Origin of the sequence: Zhongshania sp. (assembly GCF_029212375.1) — a bacterium.
Lineage (GTDB): Bacteria > Pseudomonadota > Gammaproteobacteria > Pseudomonadales > Spongiibacteraceae > Spongiibacter.
This window is the reverse complement of sequence record NZ_JARGNU010000010.1, coordinates 102,376-124,489: the sequence shown is the minus strand read 5'-3', so window position 1 is coordinate 124,489 and position 22,114 is coordinate 102,376. Positions and strand designations below refer to the sequence as shown.

The 22,114-nt window shown below is 53.0% G+C and carries 21 protein-coding genes and 2 tRNA genes; 13 read left to right on the top strand and 10 right to left on the bottom strand.

What is annotated here, in order from left to right; all coding sequences use genetic code 11:
* Nucleotides 1–83 precede the first annotated feature (83 nt).
* The 12 genes from P1U47_RS11960 to P1U47_RS11905 all read left to right on the top strand — a co-directional run bounded on the left by P1U47_RS11960 (nt 84) and on the right by P1U47_RS11905 (nt 13,853).
* Complete coding sequence (locus P1U47_RS11960; protein WP_301029186.1) at nt 84–386, top strand: type II toxin-antitoxin system MqsR family toxin; 303 nt, start codon at nt 84–86, stop codon at nt 384–386.
* Between the two features lie 26 nt (nt 387–412).
* Nucleotides 413–829: a type II toxin-antitoxin system MqsA family antitoxin gene (locus tag P1U47_RS11955; RefSeq protein ID WP_301029185.1), complete on the top strand. Its 417-nt coding sequence runs from the start codon at nt 413–415 to the stop codon at nt 827–829.
* Between the two features lie 681 nt (nt 830–1,510).
* Nucleotides 1,511–1,966 carry a ribosome maturation factor RimP gene (gene rimP / locus P1U47_RS11950; RefSeq protein ID WP_301029184.1) on the top strand — a complete coding sequence of 152 codons (456 nt, stop codon included), beginning with the start codon at nt 1,511–1,513 and terminating at the stop codon, nt 1,964–1,966.
* 45 nt (nt 1,967–2,011) lie between these two features.
* The gene (gene nusA / locus P1U47_RS11945; RefSeq protein ID WP_301029183.1) at nt 2,012–3,514 is read left to right on the top strand and encodes a transcription termination factor NusA; all 1,503 of its coding nucleotides are present in this window, start codon (nt 2,012–2,014) and stop codon (nt 3,512–3,514) included.
* A gap of 30 nt (nt 3,515–3,544) precedes the next feature.
* On the top strand, nt 3,545–6,433 hold the full coding sequence (gene infB / locus P1U47_RS11940; protein ID WP_301029182.1) for a translation initiation factor IF-2: 2,889 nt from the start codon (nt 3,545–3,547) through the stop codon (nt 6,431–6,433).
* 28 nt (nt 6,434–6,461) lie between these two features.
* Nucleotides 6,462–6,848 carry a 30S ribosome-binding factor RbfA gene (rbfA, locus tag P1U47_RS11935; protein WP_301029181.1) on the top strand — a complete coding sequence of 129 codons (387 nt, stop codon included), beginning with the start codon at nt 6,462–6,464 and terminating at the stop codon, nt 6,846–6,848.
* 2 nt (nt 6,849–6,850) lie between these two features.
* Nucleotides 6,851–7,780, top strand: a complete 930-nt coding sequence (truB, locus tag P1U47_RS11930; protein ID WP_301029180.1) for a tRNA pseudouridine(55) synthase TruB — start codon at nt 6,851–6,853, stop codon at nt 7,778–7,780.
* A gap of 152 nt (nt 7,781–7,932) precedes the next feature.
* On the top strand, nt 7,933–8,202 hold the full coding sequence (gene rpsO, locus P1U47_RS11925; protein WP_008250520.1) for a 30S ribosomal protein S15: 270 nt from the start codon (nt 7,933–7,935) through the stop codon (nt 8,200–8,202).
* Nucleotides 8,203–8,275: 73 nt separating this feature from the next.
* Entirely contained in the window at nt 8,276–10,402 is a 2,127-nt protein-coding gene (gene pnp / locus P1U47_RS11920; protein WP_301029178.1) for a polyribonucleotide nucleotidyltransferase, read from the top strand.
* A gap of 169 nt (nt 10,403–10,571) precedes the next feature.
* Entirely contained in the window at nt 10,572–11,054 is a 483-nt protein-coding gene (locus P1U47_RS11915; protein WP_301029176.1) for a DUF3015 domain-containing protein, read from the top strand.
* 61 nt (nt 11,055–11,115) lie between these two features.
* Nucleotides 11,116–12,957 carry a DUF4105 domain-containing protein gene (locus P1U47_RS11910; RefSeq protein ID WP_301029174.1) on the top strand — a complete coding sequence of 614 codons (1,842 nt, stop codon included), beginning with the start codon at nt 11,116–11,118 and terminating at the stop codon, nt 12,955–12,957.
* Nucleotides 12,958–13,010: 53 nt separating this feature from the next.
* Nucleotides 13,011–13,853 carry an alpha/beta hydrolase gene (locus tag P1U47_RS11905; protein ID WP_301029173.1) on the top strand — a complete coding sequence of 281 codons (843 nt, stop codon included), beginning with the start codon at nt 13,011–13,013 and terminating at the stop codon, nt 13,851–13,853.
* 36 nt (nt 13,854–13,889) lie between these two features.
* Here the strand turns inward: P1U47_RS11905 and P1U47_RS11900 are convergent, their stop codons facing one another.
* Nucleotides 13,890–14,372, bottom strand: coding sequence for a peptidylprolyl isomerase (locus tag P1U47_RS11900; protein ID WP_301029171.1), 483 nt, complete (start codon nt 14,370–14,372; stop codon nt 13,890–13,892).
* 111 nt (nt 14,373–14,483) lie between these two features.
* Between P1U47_RS11900 and P1U47_RS11895 the strand changes: the two genes are divergently transcribed.
* Entirely contained in the window at nt 14,484–14,666 is a 183-nt protein-coding gene (locus tag P1U47_RS11895) for a hypothetical protein (RefSeq protein ID WP_301029170.1), read from the top strand.
* A gap of 334 nt (nt 14,667–15,000) precedes the next feature.
* On the opposite strand, the gene P1U47_RS11890 is transcribed toward P1U47_RS11895, so the two are convergent.
* From P1U47_RS11890 to P1U47_RS11850, 9 genes are all read right to left on the bottom strand, one after another.
* Nucleotides 15,001–15,077, bottom strand: a tRNA-Met gene (locus P1U47_RS11890).
* Nucleotides 15,078–15,152: 75 nt separating this feature from the next.
* Nucleotides 15,153–16,244, bottom strand: coding sequence for a redox-regulated ATPase YchF (ychF, locus tag P1U47_RS11885; RefSeq protein ID WP_301029169.1), 1,092 nt, complete (start codon nt 16,242–16,244; stop codon nt 15,153–15,155).
* Between the two features lie 7 nt (nt 16,245–16,251).
* On the bottom strand, nt 16,252–16,839 hold the full coding sequence (gene pth, locus P1U47_RS11880; protein WP_301029168.1) for an aminoacyl-tRNA hydrolase: 588 nt from the start codon (nt 16,837–16,839) through the stop codon (nt 16,252–16,254).
* 46 nt (nt 16,840–16,885) lie between these two features.
* Nucleotides 16,886–17,506 (bottom strand): 50S ribosomal protein L25/general stress protein Ctc, encoded by a 621-nt coding sequence (locus P1U47_RS11875; protein ID WP_301029167.1) that lies wholly within the window; start codon nt 17,504–17,506, stop codon nt 16,886–16,888.
* Nucleotides 17,507–17,592: 86 nt separating this feature from the next.
* Nucleotides 17,593–18,537 carry a ribose-phosphate diphosphokinase gene (locus tag P1U47_RS11870; RefSeq protein WP_366943161.1) on the bottom strand — a complete coding sequence of 315 codons (945 nt, stop codon included), beginning with the start codon at nt 18,535–18,537 and terminating at the stop codon, nt 17,593–17,595.
* A gap of 154 nt (nt 18,538–18,691) precedes the next feature.
* Nucleotides 18,692–18,766, bottom strand: a tRNA-Gln gene (locus P1U47_RS11865).
* 22 nt (nt 18,767–18,788) lie between these two features.
* Entirely contained in the window at nt 18,789–19,634 is an 846-nt protein-coding gene (gene ispE, locus P1U47_RS11860) for a 4-(cytidine 5'-diphospho)-2-C-methyl-D-erythritol kinase (protein WP_301029166.1), read from the bottom strand.
* Nucleotides 19,634–20,227, bottom strand: a complete 594-nt coding sequence (gene lolB / locus P1U47_RS11855) for a lipoprotein insertase outer membrane protein LolB (protein ID WP_301029164.1) — start codon at nt 20,225–20,227, stop codon at nt 19,634–19,636. The genes ispE and lolB overlap by 1 nt, the downstream gene beginning before the upstream one ends.
* On the bottom strand, nt 20,220–21,941 hold the full coding sequence (locus P1U47_RS11850) for a tetratricopeptide repeat protein (protein WP_301029162.1): 1,722 nt from the start codon (nt 21,939–21,941) through the stop codon (nt 20,220–20,222). The genes lolB and P1U47_RS11850 overlap by 8 nt, the downstream gene beginning before the upstream one ends.
* Nucleotides 21,942–22,114: the final 173 nt, after the last annotated feature.

Here is a 22,114-nt window from a genome sequence, read left to right as displayed (position 1 = left end):
GTTCGTGGTGACTTCTTGAAGGAAGTTGACAAAACACCCTTTAAGGGGGATAATTTTACCCATATAGGGTAATTGGAGGGTGCGTGTCAGGGAATCCAACTTATGACTTGGCTTCGATAAAGGCTGAGTTTAAAAATGTTAACTCGCTCAGGATGACGGGTAGTGCAAGGCAAGGAGCGGTTGCATTGGGTTTTTCTGATCAGGACGTGGTAGATGCTATTCAGGCCATTACTCCAGCAGATTTTTACAAATCGATGCCGCCAATCAACCCTACTTTTTCTGCTATGCAGGATGTTTACAAGCCTTCATTTAAAGGCGTTGATCTTTATGTGAAGTTTCAGGTTTTGGCCTCTGGCCAATTGGTATTGTCGTTCAAAGCTAAGTAGTGGAGCCTTGGAGAGAGGTGGCAGCGATGAAGTACGAAATGTGTCCGTTTTGTGGTGAGCAGGCTATGGCCCGACTGGTGCGCCCTGTGACATATACCTACAAAGGAAAAACAGTTGTGTTGGATCAGCCTGGTGATTATTGCCAGGCTTGTAATGAGTCTATTTTGCATCCCAAAGACTTGAAGGCCACGCGTTCCGAGCTGGCGAGTTTCAAGGCGCATGTTGATAACCTGCTCGCCCCTGAAGAGATTAGGGCTATTCGCAAGCGTTTAAGATTTTCCCAGAAGAGGGCGGCTGCGATTTGTGGGGGGGGCAAAAATGCGTTTTCTCGATATGAGTCTGGTGAGGTGCTCGTCCCGCGAGCTACAAGCAATTTGTTAAAGGTCTTGGATAAAGACCAATCACTCATTAGCGAAATGAGTGAGGATGTGGCCGTTGCTTAGCTCGATACTTGGTCACGGCCCTATGTTCTGAGCCTTGGTCTTGCGTTCGGTGGGGAAGGTGGCTACAAAATGTCTACAAAGCTGTGGTATGTAGACGCATGATGACGCACAGCAATTAGTAACTTATTGATTTCTGGTGTGGTGGGGCACCCTGACGCATCGGGACGCAAAGCGAAACGGGTTCAAGTCCCGCCTTCGGCACCAAATAAAAAGGGGTTATCGCTTAGGGCGATAGCCCCTTTTTTTGTGTTGGTATGGCGGGGCTGCTGGTGCGGCTCATTGTTGATTTGCTCCGCTCGGCCCTTCGGGCTCGCCTGCTTTTGGTTGGACGGCCAAGCGGCGGTTGCCATTTTGGCGATGCGTAATGCTTGCTGGGTGGGGGTTTGTAGCGATGCTCTTGTTTCTCGCTTGAGAGGCTAGGTCTTTTGGTGGTGGCTGCTCTGAGTGCGCGGAGTTACTAGCTTGACCTAGTGGGGGCTAGACACTATAATGCGCCTCCTGATAGTGGGTCGGTAGCGCGATAGTGGCGGGCGGGCTTTAGACATAGGCGGCAAGGCTTCCTAGGTTGATCAGAAGTTTTCAGAAGCCCCTTGCACAGGGGCTTTTTCGTATTGCCGAAAGGCATACGTTAAGGAATTTCGAGTGGGCCTTGGGCCCATTTTTTATTGGTGGGTAGCGAACTTGTCCGGTAAGACCGTCAAAATTGAAGAATTAATTAGACCTGGTGTGGAAGCGCTGGGTTACGAGCTATGGGGCGTGGATTACCAGTCGCATGGCCGTCATACCATGCTGCGAGTGTATATTGACAGCGAGAAGGGGATTGGCGTGGACGATTGCGCCAAGGTGAGTCATCAGATTAGCGGTGTATTGGATGTCGAAGATCCCATTGCTGGTGAATATAATCTAGAGGTGTCGTCGCCAGGTATGGATCGGCCCCTGTATACCCCCGAACAATATATTCAGTATGTTGGTAATGATATCAATGTCCGATTGCGAGTCGCCTTTGAAGGGCGCCGTAAATTCCTTGGTCGCCTGATGGGTATCGAGGATGGCGATGTGGTACTGATGATGGAGGAGCATGAATACTTGCTGCCCTTTGATCAGATCGATAAAGCGAATGTTGTGCCCCGGTTTTAATCGGGCGCGCTAATTTCAATAGCCGGCTGCGGAAAGAGGCGGATAATGAGTAAAGAAATATTATTGGTAGTTGAGGCCGTCTCCAACGAGAAGGGTGTGTCTAAGGCCATTATTTTCGAGGCCATTGAGCAGGCCTTGGCGACAGCAGCGAAAAAACGCTACGACGAAGACTCTGATATCCGTGTGGTGATTGACCGTACTACTGGGGATTACCAAACATTTCGGAGTTGGCTGGTTATGCCAGACGACGAGATGGCCTTGCTTGGCACTCACTTGACCTTAGAGGAAGCGCATGAGTATAGCGCGGATCTTAAGGCTGGCGATGTTTATGAAGAAATCGTTGAAAACGTCGGCTTTGGTCGTATCGCTGCACAAACTGCCAAGCAAGTTATTGTGCAGAAAGTGCGCGAAGCAGAGCGTGCGCAAATAGTAGACGAATATAAAGACCGCGTTGGTGAGTTGATCAACGGCACGGTTAAGAAAGTTACCCGAGACAGCATTATTGTTGATCTGGGTGGCAATGCCGAGGCCTTGTTGCCGCGGGAAGAATTGGTTGGTCGCGAAGTGTTTCGGATCAACGACCGAGTGCGCGCTATTTTAGCCGATGTGCGTCCTGAAGCTCGCGGCCCTCAGCTGTTCTTGAGTCGCGCCTGTCCAGAGATGTTGATTGAGCTCTTCAAAATTGAAGTGCCTGAAGTCTCTGAGGAAGTCATTGAAATTCGCGCTGCAGCGCGTGACCCAGGTTCGCGCGCTAAGATTGCCGTGAAAACTAATGACGGTCGTATCGATCCCGTTGGTGCCTGCGTCGGTATGCGTGGTTCGCGAGTACAGGCCGTTTCTGGCGAGCTTGGCAACGAGCGCGTAGACATAATTTTGTGGGATGACAACCCAGCGCAGTTGGTTATTAACGCCATGGCCCCCGCTGAAGTTGAATCCATTGTTGTCGACGAAGACACTCATACTATGGATGTCGGTGTGGCCGATGACAATTTGGCGCAGGCGATTGGTCGTGCAGGGCAGAACGTGCGTCTTGCTGGTCAGCTTACTGGTTGGACAATCAATGTGATGAGCGTTGAAGAAATGTCTGCCAAGCACGAACAAGAGTCTGGGCATATTATTAGTTATTTTGTTGAAGCCCTAGATGTTGGCGAAGACATTGCAGAAGTTTTGGTAGAGGAAGGTTTCACCACGCTTGAAGAGGTGGCCTATGTTCCTTTAGAAGAAATGATGTCGATTGATGGCTTTGACGAAGATTTAGCCCAAGAGCTACGGGCCAGAGCAAAAGATGCGCTGTTAACGCAAGCAATTGCCAGCGAAGAAGTATTGGAAAGTGCTGAACCGGCTGAAGACTTGTTGACGATGGACGGGATGGAAAAACATCTTGCGTTCATTCTTGCCAGCCGCGGCGTAGTAACGATGGAAGATCTGGCCGAACAGGCTGTTGAAGATCTTCTCGACATTGAAGATATGACTAAAGAACGGGCCGGAGAGTTAATTATGACTGCTCGTGCTCCGTGGTTTGCAGACGAAGACGAAACTGCAAAATAAGCGAGTCGTACCGTTTTGGGAGAATGATGAATGGCTGAAGTTACCGTGAGCCAGCTAGCAGAAGTCGTTGGCGCACCTGTCGAGCGTCTGCTGCGACAAATGAAAGAAGCGGGCCTGTCACACAGCGCTGCTCAACAAGCTGTGTCCGATGAAGACAAGCAAACCCTGCTGACTTTCTTAAAGCGGAGTCACGGAGAATCAGCCGAGGCTCCGCAGCAAATTACGTTAAAGCGTAAAACCCTGAGCACCCTTAAGACAGGGTCTGGCGCAGGTAAGAAAACGGTTAACATTGAAGTGCGCAAAAAGCGCACTTACGTTAAGCGTGATCCAGCTGAAATGGCGGCGGAAGCTGCTGAAGAAGCGCGCTTGCGCGGCGATGCCGAGCCAGCTGCGGCTGAAGAAACAGCTCCACCGGTTAACGTTGAGCCGGTAGAGCCTGAAGTTGCCGAGCCAGTGGTCGCTGCACCTGTTGTTGCTGAAGAGCCAGTTACGCCGGCGCCTGTTGAGCCGAAGGTTGAAGAAGCTGTTGTCGAAGTGGCGAAAGCGCCAGAGCCAGCACCTGAGAAAAAAGAAGCAGAGCCAGTTAAGGCTAAGGAGCCTGCGCCGGTTGAAAAGCCTGTGGTAGAGACGCCTGTACCTGCCGAGCCGGTTGCGGAAGTGGCAAAGCCCGCTGCTGCCCCTGCTAACAAAACAGATGAATACCGTGAAGTGGTTGAAAACGTATTAGACGTTGACCCAGAAGTACTTCGTCAGCGTGCTATCTTGCGCCGTAAGGCGGAAGAGGAGCGAGTTAAAGAGCGCCGCGCCGCCGTTGTTGCCGAGAAGAAACGCGAAGAAGAACAGCGCAAGGCAGCCCGTGTTAAAGCCGCCGCTGCGCCAAGTAAAGCTGCGCCGCAATCCCAAGACGCCGCGCCGGCATCTGCGCCAGCTGCCGCTGAAAAAACTGATGACAAGCCCGCGCCGCGCCATCACCGTCGTGCTGCCGCAGCTCCCGCTGCTGCTGGTGATGATGATCGTCCGCGCCGTAAAGGCGGTAAAGCTCGCGGCAATAAGCGCGATGAGTTTGAAGGTTTTGCCGGTGGTGGTCGCCGCAAGAAAAAGACCTTGAAATTGCCTGACGACGCACAGCGTCACGCCTTTAACGCGCCGACTGATAAAATTGTTTACGCCGTAAATGTGGGTGAAACCACTACTGCCGCGGAACTCGCTCAGCAAATGAAAGTGAAGGCCGCTGAGGTAATTAAAGAAATGATCAAAATGGGCATGATGGTTACCATCAACCAGCCTATTGATCAGGACACCGCGCAGCTGATTGTTGAGGAAATGGGGCATACCGTTAAGTTGGTTTCTGAAGACGCGGTAGAAGAAGCGTTGGAAGAGACACTCGGTGCTCGCGGTGCTGGCACCATGGTCGCGCGTGCGCCAGTGGTTACCGTTATGGGTCACGTAGACCACGGTAAAACCTCGCTGCTCGATTATATTCGCGAAGCCAAAGTGGCCAGCGGTGAAGCAGGTGGTATTACCCAGCACATCGGTGCTTACCATGTAGAAACCGGTCACGGCATGATCACCTTCTTAGATACCCCTGGTCACGCGGCGTTTACGCAAATGCGTGCTCGCGGTGCTAAGAGTACAGATATTGTTATTCTGGTAGTAGCGGCGGACGATGGCGTTATGCCGCAAACCGAAGAAGCTATTACCCATGCACGAGCTGCCGGTGTTCCGCTGGTTGTTGCAGTGAATAAAATGGATAAAGAAGGTGCAGATCCTGAGCGGGTTAAAAACGAGCTCTCTCAGCGCAATGTTATTTCTGAAGAGTGGGGCGGCGACACTCAGTTTGTTTATGTTTCTGCTCACACCGGCGAAGGCATTGATAAGCTGCTCGACGCAGTGCTGCTGCAAGCTGAGTTATTAGAATTAAAAGCGGCGCCAGATTTACCAGCACAGGGCTTGGTTATCGAATCGCGCTTGGATAAAGGCCGCGGTGCGGTTGCATCCTTGCTGATCCAAAGCGGTACCTTGAAGCAGGGCGATATCGTCTTGGCTGGCCAATGCAGCGGCCGCGTTCGCGCCATGACCGACGAAAACGGTAAGCCAGTAAAAGAAGCTGGTCCGTCAATTCCGGTAGAGATTCTCGGCCTTGATGGCACGCCAGATGCTGGCGATAGCTTTGTGGTGGTAGAAAACGATAAGCGTGCCCGCGAAGTTGCCGACTTCCGTCAGGTTCGTGAACGCGAACAACGTATTAAGCGCCAGCAAGCGGCCAAGCTAGATCGTATGTTTGAAAGCATGGAATCTGCCGAGCGCCGTATTTTGAATATCGTCTTAAAAACCGATGTTCGCGGCTCGCTAGAAGCGCTACAGGCCTCGTTGCTCGATATTGGTAACGAAGAAGTTAACGTTAATATCGTTTCTGCTGGTGTTGGTGGTATAACCGAGACCGACGTAAACTTGGCGCTGACCTCTGGTGCGGTAATGTTCGGCTTTAACGTGCGCGCCGATTCTAGCGCTCGTAAATTGGCCGAGAACGAAGGCGTTGATCTGCGCTACTACAGCGTAATCTACGATGTTATCGACGACGTAACCGCTGCTCTGACCGGTATGCTTAGCCCAGAAATGCGCGAAGAAATCGTTGGTGTTGCCGAAGTGCGCGACGTATTCCGCTCACCTAAGTTCGGCGATATCGCTGGCTGTATGGTGGTTGAGGGTACGGTTTACCGTAGCAAGCGCATCCGTGTTCTGCGCGCCGACGTAGTAATTTACGAGGGCGAGCTCGAGTCATTGCGCCGGTTTAAAGATGATGCCGCCGAAGTTAAGAATGGTATGGAATGCGGTATCGGTGTGAAGAACTACAAAGACGTACGCCCCGGTGACAAGATCGAGGTTTATGAAGTGAAGGAAATCGCGCGTAGCCTGTAATGGGCCGCGCAATGGGGTATAAGCTCAATTGAAAGAATTTAGTCGCACGGCACGTATAGCGGATTTCCTAAAGCGCGAACTGGGTAGTTTTATTCAGAAAGAGCTGCGGGATCCGCGTCTTGGTATGGTGAGCGTGATTGATGCAGAAGTCAGTCGCGACATGAGTCACGCCAAAATATACGTCACAGTAATGGGTAAAGACTCGGCCGAAGAGGCCAAAGAGTCTTTGGACGTGCTAAACAAGGCTGCGGGATTTTTACGCAGCCAAGTGGCTAAAATCAATAATGCGCGAACTACCCCGCAGCTGCGTTTTTACTACGACAGCAGTATTAATCGTGGTCAACACATCAGTAAATTGATTCAGGATGCGGTCGCGTCTGACCGCAGCCGTTACCCGGAAGATGACGGGGAATAGTTTTGGCAAAAGCTCGTAAAGGGCGACCGATTAACGGCATTTTAGTGCTGGATAAACCCCCTGGTCGTTCTTCAAATGGTGCGATGGTTGTCGCCCGCGCCATCTACCACGCTACTAAAGCCGGTCACACCGGCGCTCTCGATCCTTTGGCCACTGGCGTTTTGCCGGTGTGCTTTGGCGAGGCCACCAAATTTTCTCAGTACTTACTTGAAGCGGATAAAGAATATCGCAGCACCTTTGTGTTCGGTCAGCAGACCGATACCGGCGATTCCGAAGGCGAAGTGCTGGCCGAGAAAGACGCCTCAAGCTTAACCGCCGAGCAACTCGAAGCCCATATCGACACCTTGCGCGGCGATATCTTACAAGTGCCACCGATGTATTCGGCGCTTAAGCGCGACGGCAAGCCTTTGTATGAGCTGGCGCGTAAAGGTATAACCGTTGAGCGTGAGGCGCGGCCTGTGACAATTCGCGAATTTGAATTAGAGTTATTTACTGCTGGGCCATTGGCGCAGGCGGTGGTGCGGGTGGTTTGCACTAAGGGTACCTATATTCGCTCCCTCGCCGAAGACTTGGGCGAGGCGCTGGGCGTCGGCGGCCATGTTGCGACCCTGCGGCGTTTGCAGGCGGGGCCGTTTTGCGAGGCACAGGCGGTTGCTACCGAAACTATTCAAGCTCTGCGCGATGCGGGTGATTTTGCCGGATTAGACGCCTTGCTGCTGCCCATTAGTGATGCGCTGGGGCATATGAATACGCTCAGCCTTGGCGATACTGCGGCTTATTATTTGCGCCAAGGTCAGGCGGTGCAGGTGTCTGGCGCGCCTACCGAAGGGTTGGTGGTGCTTAGCGACAATGACGGCGAATTCATGGGAATTGGTGAAATTTTAGACGATGGGCGAGTTACGCCTCGTCGTTTGCTTTCAACTATGGGATAATGCGCGGCTGATTTTGCGAAGCTGGCACAAAAATAGCGCGCGCAATAGGAAAAATGAAGCTTTGAATTGATTCTGGGCTTCCGAACCTGACTGTAAATATGCGCGGTCAGGCTCGATTGATAAACGCATATTCGTACTTAAGGAATGTAAAAATGGCATTATCTGCTGTAGAGAAAGCTGAAGTTGTTAAAGACTACCAAACCGCCGAAGGCGACACTGGTTCACCAGAAGTGCAAGTTGCACTGCTGACCGTCAATATTAACAAGCTACAAGGTCACTTCGAAGGCCACAAAAAAGATCACCACTCACGTCGTGGTTTGATCCGTATGGTTAACCAGCGTCGTAAATTGCTGGATTACCTCAAGCGTAAAAACCAAGAGCGTTACAGCAAACTGATCAAACGTTTAGGTCTGCGTCGCTAAAAAAGAATAAGTGAGGGGGCCTTAGAGGCCCCCTTATTACTTTTATCATCCTTATTTTGGGAGGAATTACTCCGTGAATCCCGTTACTAAAACATTCCAGTGGGGCAGCCAAACTGTCACCTTGGAAACCGGTCGTATAGCCAGACAGGCTAGCGGTGCGGTATTGGTTACTATCGATCAAACTCAAGTTTTGTGTACTGTGGTTGCAGCTAAATCTGCTAAGCCGGGTCAAGACTTCTTCCCCCTGTCTGTGCACTATCAAGAGCGCACTTACGCTGTGGGTAAAATCCCCGGTGGTTTCTTCAAGCGCGAAGCGCGCCCCTCTGAAAAAGAGACGCTGACTTCACGTTTGATCGACCGTCCGATTCGTCCACTATTTCCTAAAGGTTTCCAGAACGAAGTTCAGGTTATCTGTACGGTGATGTCTGCAGACAAAGTAAACGATCCAGATATCGCAGCGCTGATCGGTACTTCTGCAGCACTGGCTATCTCTGGCGTGCCGTTTGCTGGCCCCGTTGGCGCAGCCCGCGTTGGCTTCACTGCTGAAGACGGTTATATCCTCAACCCAACCTTCGAGCAGCTGAAAACCAGCATGCTAGACATGGTTGTTGCCGGTACTCAAGACGCAGTGCTAATGGTTGAGTCAGAAGCTAAGCAGCTGACTGAAGACCAAATGTTGGGCGGCGTTCTTTACGCTCACCAAGAAATGCAGGCAGTTATTCAAGCGATTAAAGAGCTTGCCGCAGACGCAGCCAAGCCGTCTTGGGACTGGCAGCCAGTAGCAGAAAACACTGCTTTATTGGGCGCTGTTGCTGAAGGCTTTAAAGCTGGCTTGGGCGATGCTTACCGCATTACCGATAAAATGCTGCGCTACGCTAAAGTTGGCGAGCTGCGCAACGAAGCGATTGCCGCCTTAGCGAGCGGTGACGATGCGCAGTACAATGCTGACGATGTGAAAGGTGTTTTTGCCAAGCTGGAAAAGCAAATTGTTCGTCAGCGTATTCTGAACGGCGAGCCGCGTATTGATGGCCGTGACGGTCGCACTGTACGTCCAATTAACGTTGAAGTTGGCGTATTGGGTAAAGCTCACGGTTCAGCGCTGTTTACACGCGGTGAAACTCAGGCGATTGGTGTGGCAACACTGGGCACGTCTCGCGACGGCCAGTTTGTTGACGCGCTGCAAGGCGAGTTTAAAGATCACTTCCTGTTGCACTATAACTTCCCTCCCTACTCAGTAGGCGAGTGCGGTCGTATGGGCAGCACTGGTCGTCGCGAAATCGGTCACGGCCGTTTGGCGCGTCGCAGCTTAGAAGCGGTATTGCCAAGCGTTGAAGACTTCCCGTACACCATTCGTGTGGTTTCAGAAATCACCGAATCTAACGGTTCAAGCTCAATGGCGTCGGTGTGTGTTGGCAGCTTGTCCTTGATGGATGCCGGTGTGCCGTTAAAAGCACCTGTTGCTGGTATCGCGATGGGTCTGGTTAAAGAAGGCGAGCGTTTCGCTGTTCTTACCGACATCCTCGGCGACGAAGATCACCTTGGCGATATGGACTTTAAAGTAGCGGGTACTGCCGACGGCGTAACTGCACTGCAGATGGACATCAAGATCGAGGGTATTACCCAGAAGATCATGGAAGTCGCTCTGGAGCAGGCTCAACAAGCGCGCTTGTTGATTCTTGGTCAAATGAACCAAATCTTGGCTAGCTCGCGCAGCGATGTGTCTGACAACGCGCCAAGCATGCACGTGATGAAAGTCGACTCTGACAAGATCCGTGACATCATTGGTAAAGGCGGCGCCACTATTCGCGCAATGTGCGAAGAGACTGGTGCGCAGATCGATATCGAAGATGACGGCACTGTCCGCGTTTACGGCTCTGACGCCGCTTCACGCGACGATGCAGTTAACCGTATTCTGGCGATTACTGCCGAAGCGGAAATTGGTGCAATCTACACGGGTAAAGTTGCTCGTATCGTAGACTTTGGTGCCTTCGTTACTATTCTGCCAGGTAAAGACGGCCTTGTGCATATCTCTCAGATTTCTGACGAGCGTGTCGAGAATGTTAGCGACTACCTAACAGAAGGCCAAGACGTACAGGTTAAAGTCCTAGACGTTGACGCCCGTGGGCGTATTAAGCTGTCGATCAAAGAAGTTGCGGCGGAAGCTGCAGCGGAACAAACAGGCGAAACTGCCGCTGAATAAGTTCAGTTTACTTGTTTGAAAAAAACCCCGCGTTTGCGGGGTTTTTTTTGTCTCGATTTTTTAGTCGGTGTTTTATTTTGTGGGCTGAATTTGGCCTAGACAGCATCGCAGACTGTGTTAATCTCCAGTCGCGGTATAAAAATGTATAAAACAACAATGGGGATTTTGAATGAAAAAATTATTACTGGCCTCTGCAGTTATGGCTTTTTCTAGTGCGTCGTTCGCGGTTGCACCTGGCGGCCCAAATTGTGGTTGGGGCAATATGTTGTTTGCCGGTCAATCAGGCTTGCCTTCGCACATGGTTGCTTCTAGCACTAACGGTACATCAGGTAATAACACCTTTGGTATGACCTTGGGCACCAATGGTTGCTCAGCAGACGGCACCTTGACCTACGGCGGCAAGAAAATGATTAATGTCGGCGCCATCATGGATGAGTTTTCTGAAGACGTTGCCCGTGGCGATGGCGAGGCGTTAAGTGCGGTTGCTGTTTCATTGGGTATCAGTGCAGAAGATCGCCCAGTGTTTAAGGCAGCAATGCATCAGCACTTTGACAGCCTGTTTCCACAGGGCGATGTCAGCGCTGACGCCGTGGTGGCATCGATGTTTGAAATTATGAAAAACGATCAGCGTTTAGCGAAATACGCCGTTTAAAATACTTTTTCATTAATACTGTAACGGTCCTTCGGGGCCGTTTTTTTATACAAGGAAAATCATGGCGCGTTCTCTAGCCGCGGTATTGGCTCTGCTTTTTAGCAGCTGCGTTATCGGCGCAGAAGTTAAGCCGGCGTCAAATTTGATGGTGTTGGCGCAAAGCAATGCTTGGCGCGCCTTGTTGCATATTCCTCGGGGTGGCGCTGAGCATAGTTATATCGACGACCCGCGGTTTTTCTTGGCAGAAAACGGCCCGCGAGATCGCGGGGCAGAATTAAGCGCAACATTAGCGGCTTTTGCGCAGGCACCAGAAGTAACTGCGTGCCGTTTTCCTGCGCGCTATAAGTGGCTGCGCGAGCAGGGCATATTGCCTGCTAATCTTCTGGTGGGCTGCTCGGAGTATCTGCTGTGGCGAAGTCAAACCGATATCCAGCGCGTGGTCTTGGTGCTGGCCGCCAGTTATTTAAACAGTCCGTCCTCCATGTATGGTCATACTTTTTTGCGGCTCGACCCCGCTGGGGCGCGCAGCGAAAGTGCATTTTTATCTTATGCCTTAAACTTTGCGGCAAGTATTCCCGCTGGCGAAAATGGCATGTTATACGCTTATCGGGGAATTCTCGGCGGCTACCCGGGTTTGTTTAGCATGCAGCCCTATTACGAAAAAATTCAGGAATACAGCCGCTTAGAAAACCGCGATATGTGGGAATACCCCTTAGATTTAAGTGCGGCGCAAATCGACACCTTGCTAGCTCACACTTGGGAGCTGCGGGGAATTAATTTTGATTATTACTATTTTGATGAAAATTGCTCTTTCCGCTTGCTCGAATTGTTAGAGGTAGCACTGCCCGACCTAGACTTAACTTCTGCCTTTGCCCGCGCCGCGATGCCGGTTGATACCGTGCGGGCAGTGATCGATGCCGGTTTGGCTGGGGAGCCAGAATATCGGCCCTCAAAGCGCATTGAACTGGAGTTGCTGCTAAAAGGGTTTGATCGTGCTCAGCGCGGCTTGGTAAAGGCTTTGGCGGCGAGCTCGGAGGTACTGCAAACTGCAGAATTTAAGCGCTACCCCAAAGCGCAGCGCCAAACCATGGCGATGGCGGCCTACCGCTATCTGCGTTATACCGACAATCGCGAGCAACGCAGGGCGGCGGTGGCGGCGCGCAGCCTTGGATTACTTGGCGAGGTGCAGCGTCACGGCGCTGTCCAATGGCCGCTTTCAGCGCAGCCCGCGCAGCCAGATCAAGGCCACCCAACATCGCTGTTTGCACTGACTCTCGGCTCCCGAGGTGACCGCCAATACAGCATTGCTGAGTGGCGAATTAGTTATCACGACGCGCTAGATTCGGTGGCCGGTTATCCCGAGGGCGCAACACTCAGTATGGGCCGCTTGCAGTTGCGCTGGCAGGAAGGTGAACAGCGGGGTGATGACAAACTGCAATTGCAGCGCTTTGACCCCATCGCGATTCGCTCCTTGGCGCCCCGCAATGAATTTTTCTCGCCCCTGAGTTGGCAGGTCGACGCCGGCGTAGAGCGTTTAGAATACAGCCCCGAGCAGAGCTTGGTTACGCGGATTAGCGGCGGCGCGGGGGTGAGTGTAGCGGTATTAGGGGGGCTGGCGTACGCGCTGCCGGGCCTGCGCTTAGAATACAACGACGATGCTCGGCGTAATTTGCGTTTGGCGCCCCAAATAGCGCTTGGCCAATTATGGCAGAGTCAGGTTATGGCGTGGGAGTTAGCACTCACCTATAGCGATTTTGGCGCGGAGGGCGAACGCCGCAGTGCAGCACTTAGTAGCAATTGGGCTATGTCGTCCAGCCAGGCGCTGCGCGCGTCAGTGGACTACCGCAATCAGCCTTGGGGCGAATCTACAGGGGTAGAGGTGTCGTGGCGTCATTACTTTTGAGGTCGCGTCAAATCGCGAGGCTGACCTGCTTCTCGCGCCAGCGGGGTCTTGCTTTGCTGCTGTTGATGAGCCTACTGCTGTGTGGTTGTGAGGGCTTATTGTTTTTTCCTCAGCAGCAATTACTGCGTAATCCAGCCGATGTTGGTCTGAACTATCAAGATGTGAAAATTACGCTCGATGATGGCAACACCATTCATGGCTGGTGGCTCCCAGCGACCGGCAGGGTGCAAGCCACCGTGCTTTTTGCCCACGGTAATGCCGAAAATATTAGCACCCATCTTGCCAGCGTTTACTGGCTGCCCGCACAGGGCGTGAATGTGCTGCTAATCGATTACCGCGGCTACGGCCAGTCCAGCGGTAGCCCTAGTATAGTAAGTGCTCAAGCAGACGTTACGGCGGGGCTGGCGTGGTTGGCAACGCAGGCGAGCGCGCACGATACGCCGTGGTTTGTATTAGGGCAAAGTTTGGGTGCGAGTGTGGCAGGAGTTGCGGTGGCCCGCAGCGCAAATAAATATCCCAATATGGCGGGGGTGATATTAGATGCAGGTTTTAGTCGTTACGGCGACATCGCCCAAGAGGTGGCCGCCGGCAATTGGTTAACATGGCCATTTCAGTGTCTTGCGCGTTGGGGAATGCCAGATGGCCAGGATTTGATTGATGAGGTCGCCGCAATCGCGCCGCTGCCGTTGCTATTAATTCACGGTCGCCAAGACCCAGTGGTTCCGTACGCCCACGCCGTGGCCCTGTATGAGGCTGCGCAGCCGCCGCGTCGCTTACTCAGTTACGACGGCGGCCATATCGAAACCTTTAATCAGACCAGCAGCGCCGCTCAAAACCGTGAGCAGCTTTTGGACTTTATTGGCGCGGCGGGCAAGGCGTGGCGGCAAAGCCACTGATTAAAACACGAGCCGATTAAACTTAGAGCCTAGGCCTTAATGCTGGTGGCCGCCCTCGCCGTGGGCGTGGCGGTGGCGAATCTCTTCGTCGGTGGCGTCGCGAATATCCTTGATAAGCACCTTAAAACTCAGGGTTTGGCCTGCCAGCGGGTGATTAAGATCAACGTCCACTGAGAATTTCCCTACTTTCACCACAGTAGCTTGGCGCATGCCTTTATCGGTATTAAAACTAATCGCTTGGCCGAGCTTCATCTTGCCCTCGTGCTTAAGGTATTTGGCAGGAATGCGCTCCTGCTTATTGGGTTCAACGTGGCCGTAAGCATCTTCTGGCGCGAGGGTAACGTCAAACTCATCACCTACTTTGTGGCCAGCCATCGCTGCTTCTAAGCCGCTGATGATATTGTCGGCGCCGTGCATATACAGCGACGGTGCATCGTTAAAATTATTTTCTAATACCGCGCCCTGGCTATCGCTGAGCTCATAGTGAAAAGACACTACCTTATTCTTGCTGATTTCCATGTATTCTCCTCGCCGCCGCCGAATATCGTGCAGCTATCTTAAGGCGCGTATAGTAATCTTGAATTTCATTTAGTGGTAGGTTTGCGGGGCTGAATCTAATGGAGAAACACAATGGGTGAAGTCATCCCCTTTGCACGGCGCCCTAAAGGGCCAAAACCCGCCAGCAGCTTATGCCGCGAAGGCCACCACAAATGGCAGGTAGATAAAGCCAAACAGTTTGATGTGAAGCAGGGCAAGCTGGTAACGGTTTACCGTTGTGAGCGCTGTGGTGAGAAGAAAATTACAGCGCATTGATCAGAAGCAGGCTAGGGCCTGTTTCTGCCCCTACGGGCGGCTAGCGCCGTCTAAAATGCTGGTCGCATTTTATGATCATTATCAGGCTAGGGCCTGTTTCTGCCCCTACGGGCGGCTAGCGCCGTCTAAAATGCTGGTCGCATTTTATGATCATTATCAGGCTGGGGCCTGCTAATGCTCCTGCGGGCTGCGCCATGTATATAAAGCATACATGGCTTGTTTAAAATGCTGGGCGCATTTTATCGAACCGCGGCGGTTCTCATCCACCCGTCTAGAGTGGCGCACTTTTCTTGAGGCGTAAAAAAAACCACCGTTAGGTGGTTTCTTCGAATAATGGTAGCAAGGGGCGGATTCGAACCGCCGACCCCAACATTATGAGTGTTGTGCTCTAACCAACTGAGCTACCTTGCCACTGTTCTCTGTGTTTAGAGAAGGCGCGCATTTTCCAAGCTTCCGGTCCTTATGTCAAGTGCGGATTAACGCAGCTTAAACATTGAAGCGGAAATGGACGACGTCGCCGTCTTTAACAATGTAGTCTTTACCTTCTAAACGCCATTTGCCGGCGTCTTTACTGCCTTGTTCGCCTTTGTATTGAATAAAGTCGTCGTAGGCGATGACTTCGGCGCGGATGAAGCCTTTTTCAAAGTCGGTGTGAATAACGCCGGCCGATTGAGGGGCGGTGGCGCCGACGGAGATAGTCCACGCGCGCACTTCTTTTACGCCAGCGGTGAAGTAGGTTTGCAGGCCCAAAAGCTGGTAGCCAGCGCGAATAACGCGATTTAGGCCAGCTTCTTCCATGCCGAGGTCGGTGAGGAATTCCTGTTTCTCTTCATCGTCTAGTTCGGCAATTTCCGACTCAAGTTTATTGCATATCGGTACCACGATGGCGCCGTCTTCGGCGGCGATTGCACGTACTACGTCGAGGTGCGGGTTGTTTTCGAAACCGTCTTCGTTAACGTTGGCGATGTACATGGTGGGTTTGATAGTGAGCAGGTGCAGGGTGCGGGTGCGGGCCAGTTCTTCGCTGTCCAGCGCCAGTGAGCGCACGGGCTTGCCTTGGTTGAGGTGGGCGAGGAGTTTTTCGAACAGGTTTTTAAGTACTGTGGCTTCTTTGTCGCCGCTGCGGGCAACGCGAACCACTTTTTGCAATTGCTTGTCGATGCTTTCCATGTCGGCCAGCGCCAGCTCGGTATTGATAATGTCGATGTCGGCGGCGGGGTCGATTTTATTGGCAACGTGAATAATATTGTCGTTGTCGAAGCAGCGCACTACGTGGGCGATGGCGTCGGTTTCGCGAATATTGGCCAAAAATTTATTGCCCAGGCCTTCACCTTTGGAGGCGCCGGCAACGAGGCCGGCAATGTCGACAAATTCCATGGTGGCGGGCAGTACGCGTTCGGGCTTAACAATGGCGGCCAGCGCGTGTAGGCGCTGGTCCGGTACCATAACGATGCCCGAGTTGGGTTCGATGGTGCAGAACGGGAAATTGGCCGCGTCAATGCCGGCATTGGTCAGTGCATTGAAGAGGGTGGACTTGCCGACATTGGGTAGTCCGACGATGCCGCAGTTAAATCCCATGTGATATTTACCCTTGTTTGTAGCTGTGTAGTTGGTTCATGGCCTTTGCCCAGTCGCCGTTAACGGCGTCGGGGAGGCTGCGCAGGGCTTCGTCGATACAGCGGTCGATGCTGATGCGCTCGTCTGCGGGGGGCTTGCCAAGAACATAATTGGTTACTTGTGCCGCGCTGCCGGGGTGGCCAATGCCAATCCGCAGGCGGTGAAAGTTGTTGTTATTGCCTAGTTGGGCAACGGTGTCGCGCAGGCCGTTGTGGCCGCCGTGACCACCGCCGGTTTTAAAGCGGGCGGTGCCGGGGGCAAGATCCAGTTCGTCGTGGGCGACGAGAATGGCTTCTGCCGGAATTCGGTAAAAATTAGCGAGCGCTGCGATAGCTTGACCGCTGCGATTCATAAACGTGGTGGGTATTAATAGGCGCAGATCGCCGCCTTGATATTGGATTCTGGCGGTGTCGCCAAAAAACCGAGATTCACTGCTGAGGGTGCAGTGATGCTGGCGCGCCAGTTCTGAAACGAACCAAGCGCCCGCATTGTGACGAGTATCGTGATATTGCGGGCCGGGGTTAGCCAGCCCAACGATCAGTTTTATCGTAGTCAATGGGGCGCCTGTTACTATTGGTCCCGAGGGGCCGTTAGTTTATTGCTTACTCTTCTTCGCTAGTTTCTTCTTCGTCAGCGCCGCCGTGCGGGGCGTGGACGTGAACTACTGGGTGATCGTGATCTTCGCCCAGAGCCAATGCTGTGCTTTCTACGCCAGCTGGCAATACGATGTCGGAGATGTGAAGAATGGTGCCAGCTTCTACTGCAGCCATATCGACTTCAATGAACTCAGGCAGGTCTTTGGGCAAGCACTGGATTTCAATGTCGGTCATTGCGTGAGTGATGTTGCCGCCAGCAAGCTTAACGCCAACACAGCTTTCTTCGTTAATGAAGTGCAGTGGTACGTGTAGCGTGATTGGGGTGTCGGCATCAACGCGCAGAAAGTCGGCGTGAAGTACGCGCAGCTTCGCAGGGTGACGTTGCAGGTCTTTCAGGATCACAGACTCTTTCTGGCCATCAATATCCAAAGTAAGGATAGAGGTGTAGAAAGCTTCGTCGGTCAGTAATCTAACCAAGTCTTTGTGGATCAGGTTAAGCATTTGTGGAGCTTTTTCGCCACCGTAAACAATGGCAGGAATTTCACCTTGCAGACGACGTAGGCGGCGGCTCGCACCTTTCCCTACATCTGCGCGTGCTGTTGCGCTAACTGTGTAATCGCTAGACATATTTGTCTCCTTAATAACGCGAAAACCGCCGACTTGCGACCAGTGCGGCGGTAAATGTCGAAAAGCGTTGTTGCTAAACGGTGTGCTTAGCGGAACAGGGCGCTGATCGACTCTTCATTACTAACCCGTCGAATTGACTCGGCCAGTAGATTTGCCAGGGTTAGCTGGCGAATTTTGCTGCATTTTCTCGCTTCTTCAGACAGCGGAATGGTGTCGGTTACCACCAGTTCGTCTAGTTCTGAGCCATTGATGTTGGCAATTGCGGAGCCGGATAATACAGGATGTGTACAGTAAGCGACAACTTTTGCTGCGCCGTGCTGCTTTAATGCTTCGGCAGCTTTGCACAAGGTGCCAGCGGTATCGACCATGTCGTCAACCAAAATACAGGTTTTGCCCTGCACTTCGCCGATAATGTGCATCACTTGGGCAATGCCTGCGGCGGGGCGGCGCTTGTCGATAATCGCAAGGTCGGCGTCGTCTAATTGTTTGGCAACGGCGCGGGCGCGAACAACACCGCCAATATCGGGTGATACCACCATTTGATTTTCATATTGCTGACGGCTGATGTCGTCTAGCAAGATGGGCGAGCCGTAGACATTGTCGACGGGCACATCAAAGAAGCCCTGAATTTGTTCTGCGTGCAGATCAACCGTTAATACTCGGTTGATGCCAACGCCGCTCATCATATCGGCAACCACTTTGGCCGAAATAGGTACGCGCTGTGAGCGCACGCGGCGATCTTGGCGGGCGTAACCAAAGTAGGGGACAACGGCGGTAATCCGGCCGGCAGACGCTCTGCGCATGGCGTCGGCCATTACGATGAGTTCCATCAAGTTGTCGTTGGTTGGCGCGCAGGTGGGTTGCAGCAGAAAGACATCAGCACCGCGTACGTTTTCGTTCACTTCGACGAAAATTTCGCCGTCACTGAATTTGCCAACAACCGCATCGCCGAGAGGCAGGTGCAGATGTTCTACGACTTTGCGAGCAAGTTCGGGGTTGGCATTGCCGGTGAAGACCATCATCTTGGGCACGGTCGGCGTCCTGTAGGGCTGGTGTTAATGAATTTCGGGTGGTGTGCATTGCCAATTTATCGCAATTGGCTGGCTCTCAGTGCCGGTACTTATCGTGTCTAGCTCGGGCAGCTGATTTGAAGCTACAAGCCGCTTTACGCGGCGAGTTTTAAAATGGCTGGGGTGGTAGGACTCGAACCTACGAATGCTGAGATCAAAACCCAGTGCCTTACCACTTGGCGACACCCCAATTAAACTTTTCAGGTCTGCGTTTAGAGAATGCCCAATGCTTTGTGCAGTGGCGAGGTGTTTACACCCCGGGCAGCAAAACCGTCAATATTATCCGGTCGTTGCGCGCAAACCGCCTCGGCAGTTGCCTGATCTTGAAAGCTGGCAAACACGCATGCGCCTGTTCCGGTCAGCTTTGCGGGAGAGAATTGATTCAGCCAAATCAAAGCCTTATCAACATTCGGATACAGTTTTCGAACCAGTGGTTCGCAACTATTTCCGTTACCTCCCTCAAGAAAGGCGGCTATTTTGATCGGTGAGCTATGGCGTGTCAATTGTTCATGACAAAAAATTTCTACAGTAGACACATGGCAGTCCGGTTTTAGCACCACAAACCAGCTTTCTGGGGTTTGTATTGGGCTCAGTTTTTCGCCGATTCCCTCGGCCCAAGCGGTCTTGCCATGCACAAAAACCGGTACGTCGGCGCCGAGTTTTAAGCCAATTTCGGCGAGCTGCGCCAAATTGAGATTTAAGCCCCACAAAACGTTAAGGCCCAGTAGAGTGCTCGCGGCATCTGAGCTGCCGCCCCCAATACCCCCGCCCATGGGTAGGCGCTTAATTAGCGAGAGGTCGGCGCCAAGGCGCTGCTGAGGGTGCAGCGCCTGTAGTTGCCGCGCAGCGCGCATAATTAAATTGTCGTCGTCGTCGACGCCGTCGAGCGCGGGGAGTAGGCGCAGCTGATCATCGTCGCGGCGAGTGAGTTGCAAGCTATCGCCATAATCGAGCAGTTGAAACAGTGTTTGCAGTTCGTGATAGCCGTCGGCGCGGCGGCCGGTAATATTCAAAAATAAATTTATTTTGGCGGGGCAGGGTAGCTCAATACTGGTCATTATGGGGTACACGCGCTCACATTATCGCTCCAGTCGCGGACCATTAGGACTAGCCGAGTGTCGGCCGAGCTGGCTTCGATTCGCTCAGGGAGGGTTTGTTGGGGGTGGCTGTAGCGATAGAGTATGGTCCAGCCAGCTTGTTCCAGTTGCTCAAGTTGGCCGTTGGTATTAATGCGGGTGCTCAGCTCTAACTGCGGCGCGGCACGACCGCGCACCCAGCGGCGTAAAGCTTTTACGGGCAGGGGCCACTGGGCTTGGGCGGCGAGGCTTTCAATATTGTCGGCGCGCTGGGTTTCGCCGTTTTGGCTGAGGCTGGCGCCGTGTTGATCGGCAACTAATTCAATGGCGCCGCTGCCCAGTGGCCCGCTGAGGCGGATGTGCAGGCTGTTGGCGCTGCACTGCTGCCAATCTATGGTGGCGCTTTCTTTTTTGTCGCCGTGCCAAAGACCGATCTTGCCCTTTAATTGCCAGTGTTCAGCGCTGTTGTTGTCGGGGTAGCGTTCGGGGCTGCTTGCGCAGCCAGCGAGTATCAGTAGGCAGAGTGCAGCGGTAAATTTGGCGCTGCGGCGCCGGCAGGGTTGAGGTCTATTCATTGAAAAGGCCCAGCCTGCGCAGGGTGTCGTAAATAATTGGGCTGTCGGGGGTGTGCTTTAGCCCCGTTTCCCATACGGTTTTGGCGCGTTGTTTATCGCCACTGGCCCATAGCGCTTCGCCAAAGTGGGCGGCAATTTCGTGGTCTTGGCTTTTGCTATAGGCCTTTTCTAATAGCTTAATTGCGCCACCGGTATTGCCTTTTAAAAACAGTATCCAGCCGTAGCTATCAATAATGGCGGGGTCTTCCGGCTCAAGCACTAGTGCGCGTTTAACAAGGGTTTCGGCTTCGTCTAGGCGTGAACTGAGGTTGGCTAAGCTGTAGCCAAGGGCATTGAGGGCCGTGGCGTTTTCGGGGTCGCGGGCAATAATGTGTCTGAGGTCGGTTTCTACGCCGGCTAGGTTGCCGAGCCTTTCGCTAAACAAAGAGCGCGCGTAACGCAATTGCTCGTCGTTTGGGTTGGCGCTTAGGGCGCTGCTCAATAAATCGTAACCGCGTTGGTATTGGGTTTCTTTGCGCAGCACTTCTGCTTCGAGCAAATAAATGCGGCCGCTGTGTTCGGGTAGACGCAGGCGCAGGGCCTGTAAGCGCGCAAGGGTTTTCTCGGCGCCGTCAATGCCGAGCGAGATGCTGGTTAAGCGTTGGCTGGCTGGGGTGAACTCGGGGCTGGCGGTGGCTTTTTCATAATGGCCGATCGCTTCTGGCCATTTGCGATCTTCCTCGGCAAGGCGGCCCAGTACATAGTGGGCGCGGCTGCTATGGGCCGGGGTGTCGCTAAGGGATTCAAGTTGTTGGGCGGCTTCGTCGGTATTACTGAGTTCGCGATTGACCAGCATGAGCTCTAGCAGTAAATCACTGTCGTCAGGGTTTTGCCTAACCAGCAGTTCGTATTGGGCTTTGGCTTGGAATAAGTCGGTTTTTACCAGTCGCCGCGCAAGATCGTGGCGCAGGCGCTTGTGGTTGGGGTTTTGGTCTATCGCGTAGCGCAGGCGCTCAAGGGCCTCGTCGTCGCGGCCGAGCTGGGCTAGGGTGCGGGTTTCGATGAGCAGGGCGTGGGGGTTGTCGGGTTCGTCGTTCAGCACTTGTTGAATTAGGGCGAGCGCGGCGACTTCTTGCTCCTGATACTGGAGGATTAGGGCCTTGGCTATTTTTAGGCTGTTTTCATCGGGGTGGCGTTCAAGCTGGGTGTTTAAAAGTGCGAGAAAGTTGCCCTGCTCGTTTTTGTCGCGCGCTAAGACGGTGGCAGCGAGGGCGGCAAAATTACTCTCGCCGCCCAACTCCATTACTTTGGTCATGTGGGGAAATGCGTCTAGCGGGCGCTGGCCGTGGGACAGGGCCGAGGCCAGAATATAGTGGGCTTCGGCGTTTTCTGGCTCAAACTGCAGCCATTGCTGGGCGTAGGTTTCGGCTACGTCGTCGCGATTTAGGTACTGGGCCAGTCTCGCGGCGGTGGTAATTACCCCGTGGTCGCCGGTTTTGTCTGCTTGGTAGCTGTAGTTGTCTAATGCGGTGTCTAGGTCGTGATAGCGCAGGGCCATTTCGGCAACCAGCAAATCGAAGAAAGTATCCTCCGGAAAGGGGCGGCTGGGCGTTGGCTTGGCCTGGGGGCTGGCGACGGCATCTGCTGCGAGTTCTGCGTCGCTCTCTGACGTTAGGCTCGCACAGCCGCTAAGTAACACCATTATAATCAGCAGGTAGGGGAAGACAGAACGCATGCTTATATATCACCACAGAATTTGAAGGCCAATCTTAGCATGGCTCTTGCGTAGGAGTTAGGGTCAAAGCTGGCTTGAGCGCAGCGCCAGCGTTTAGGGTCTATTTTGGGGGCAAATACGTGTCAGTTTTAGAGCTGATAGATAGGACATTATTGGTCTAATTAAATTCGCAG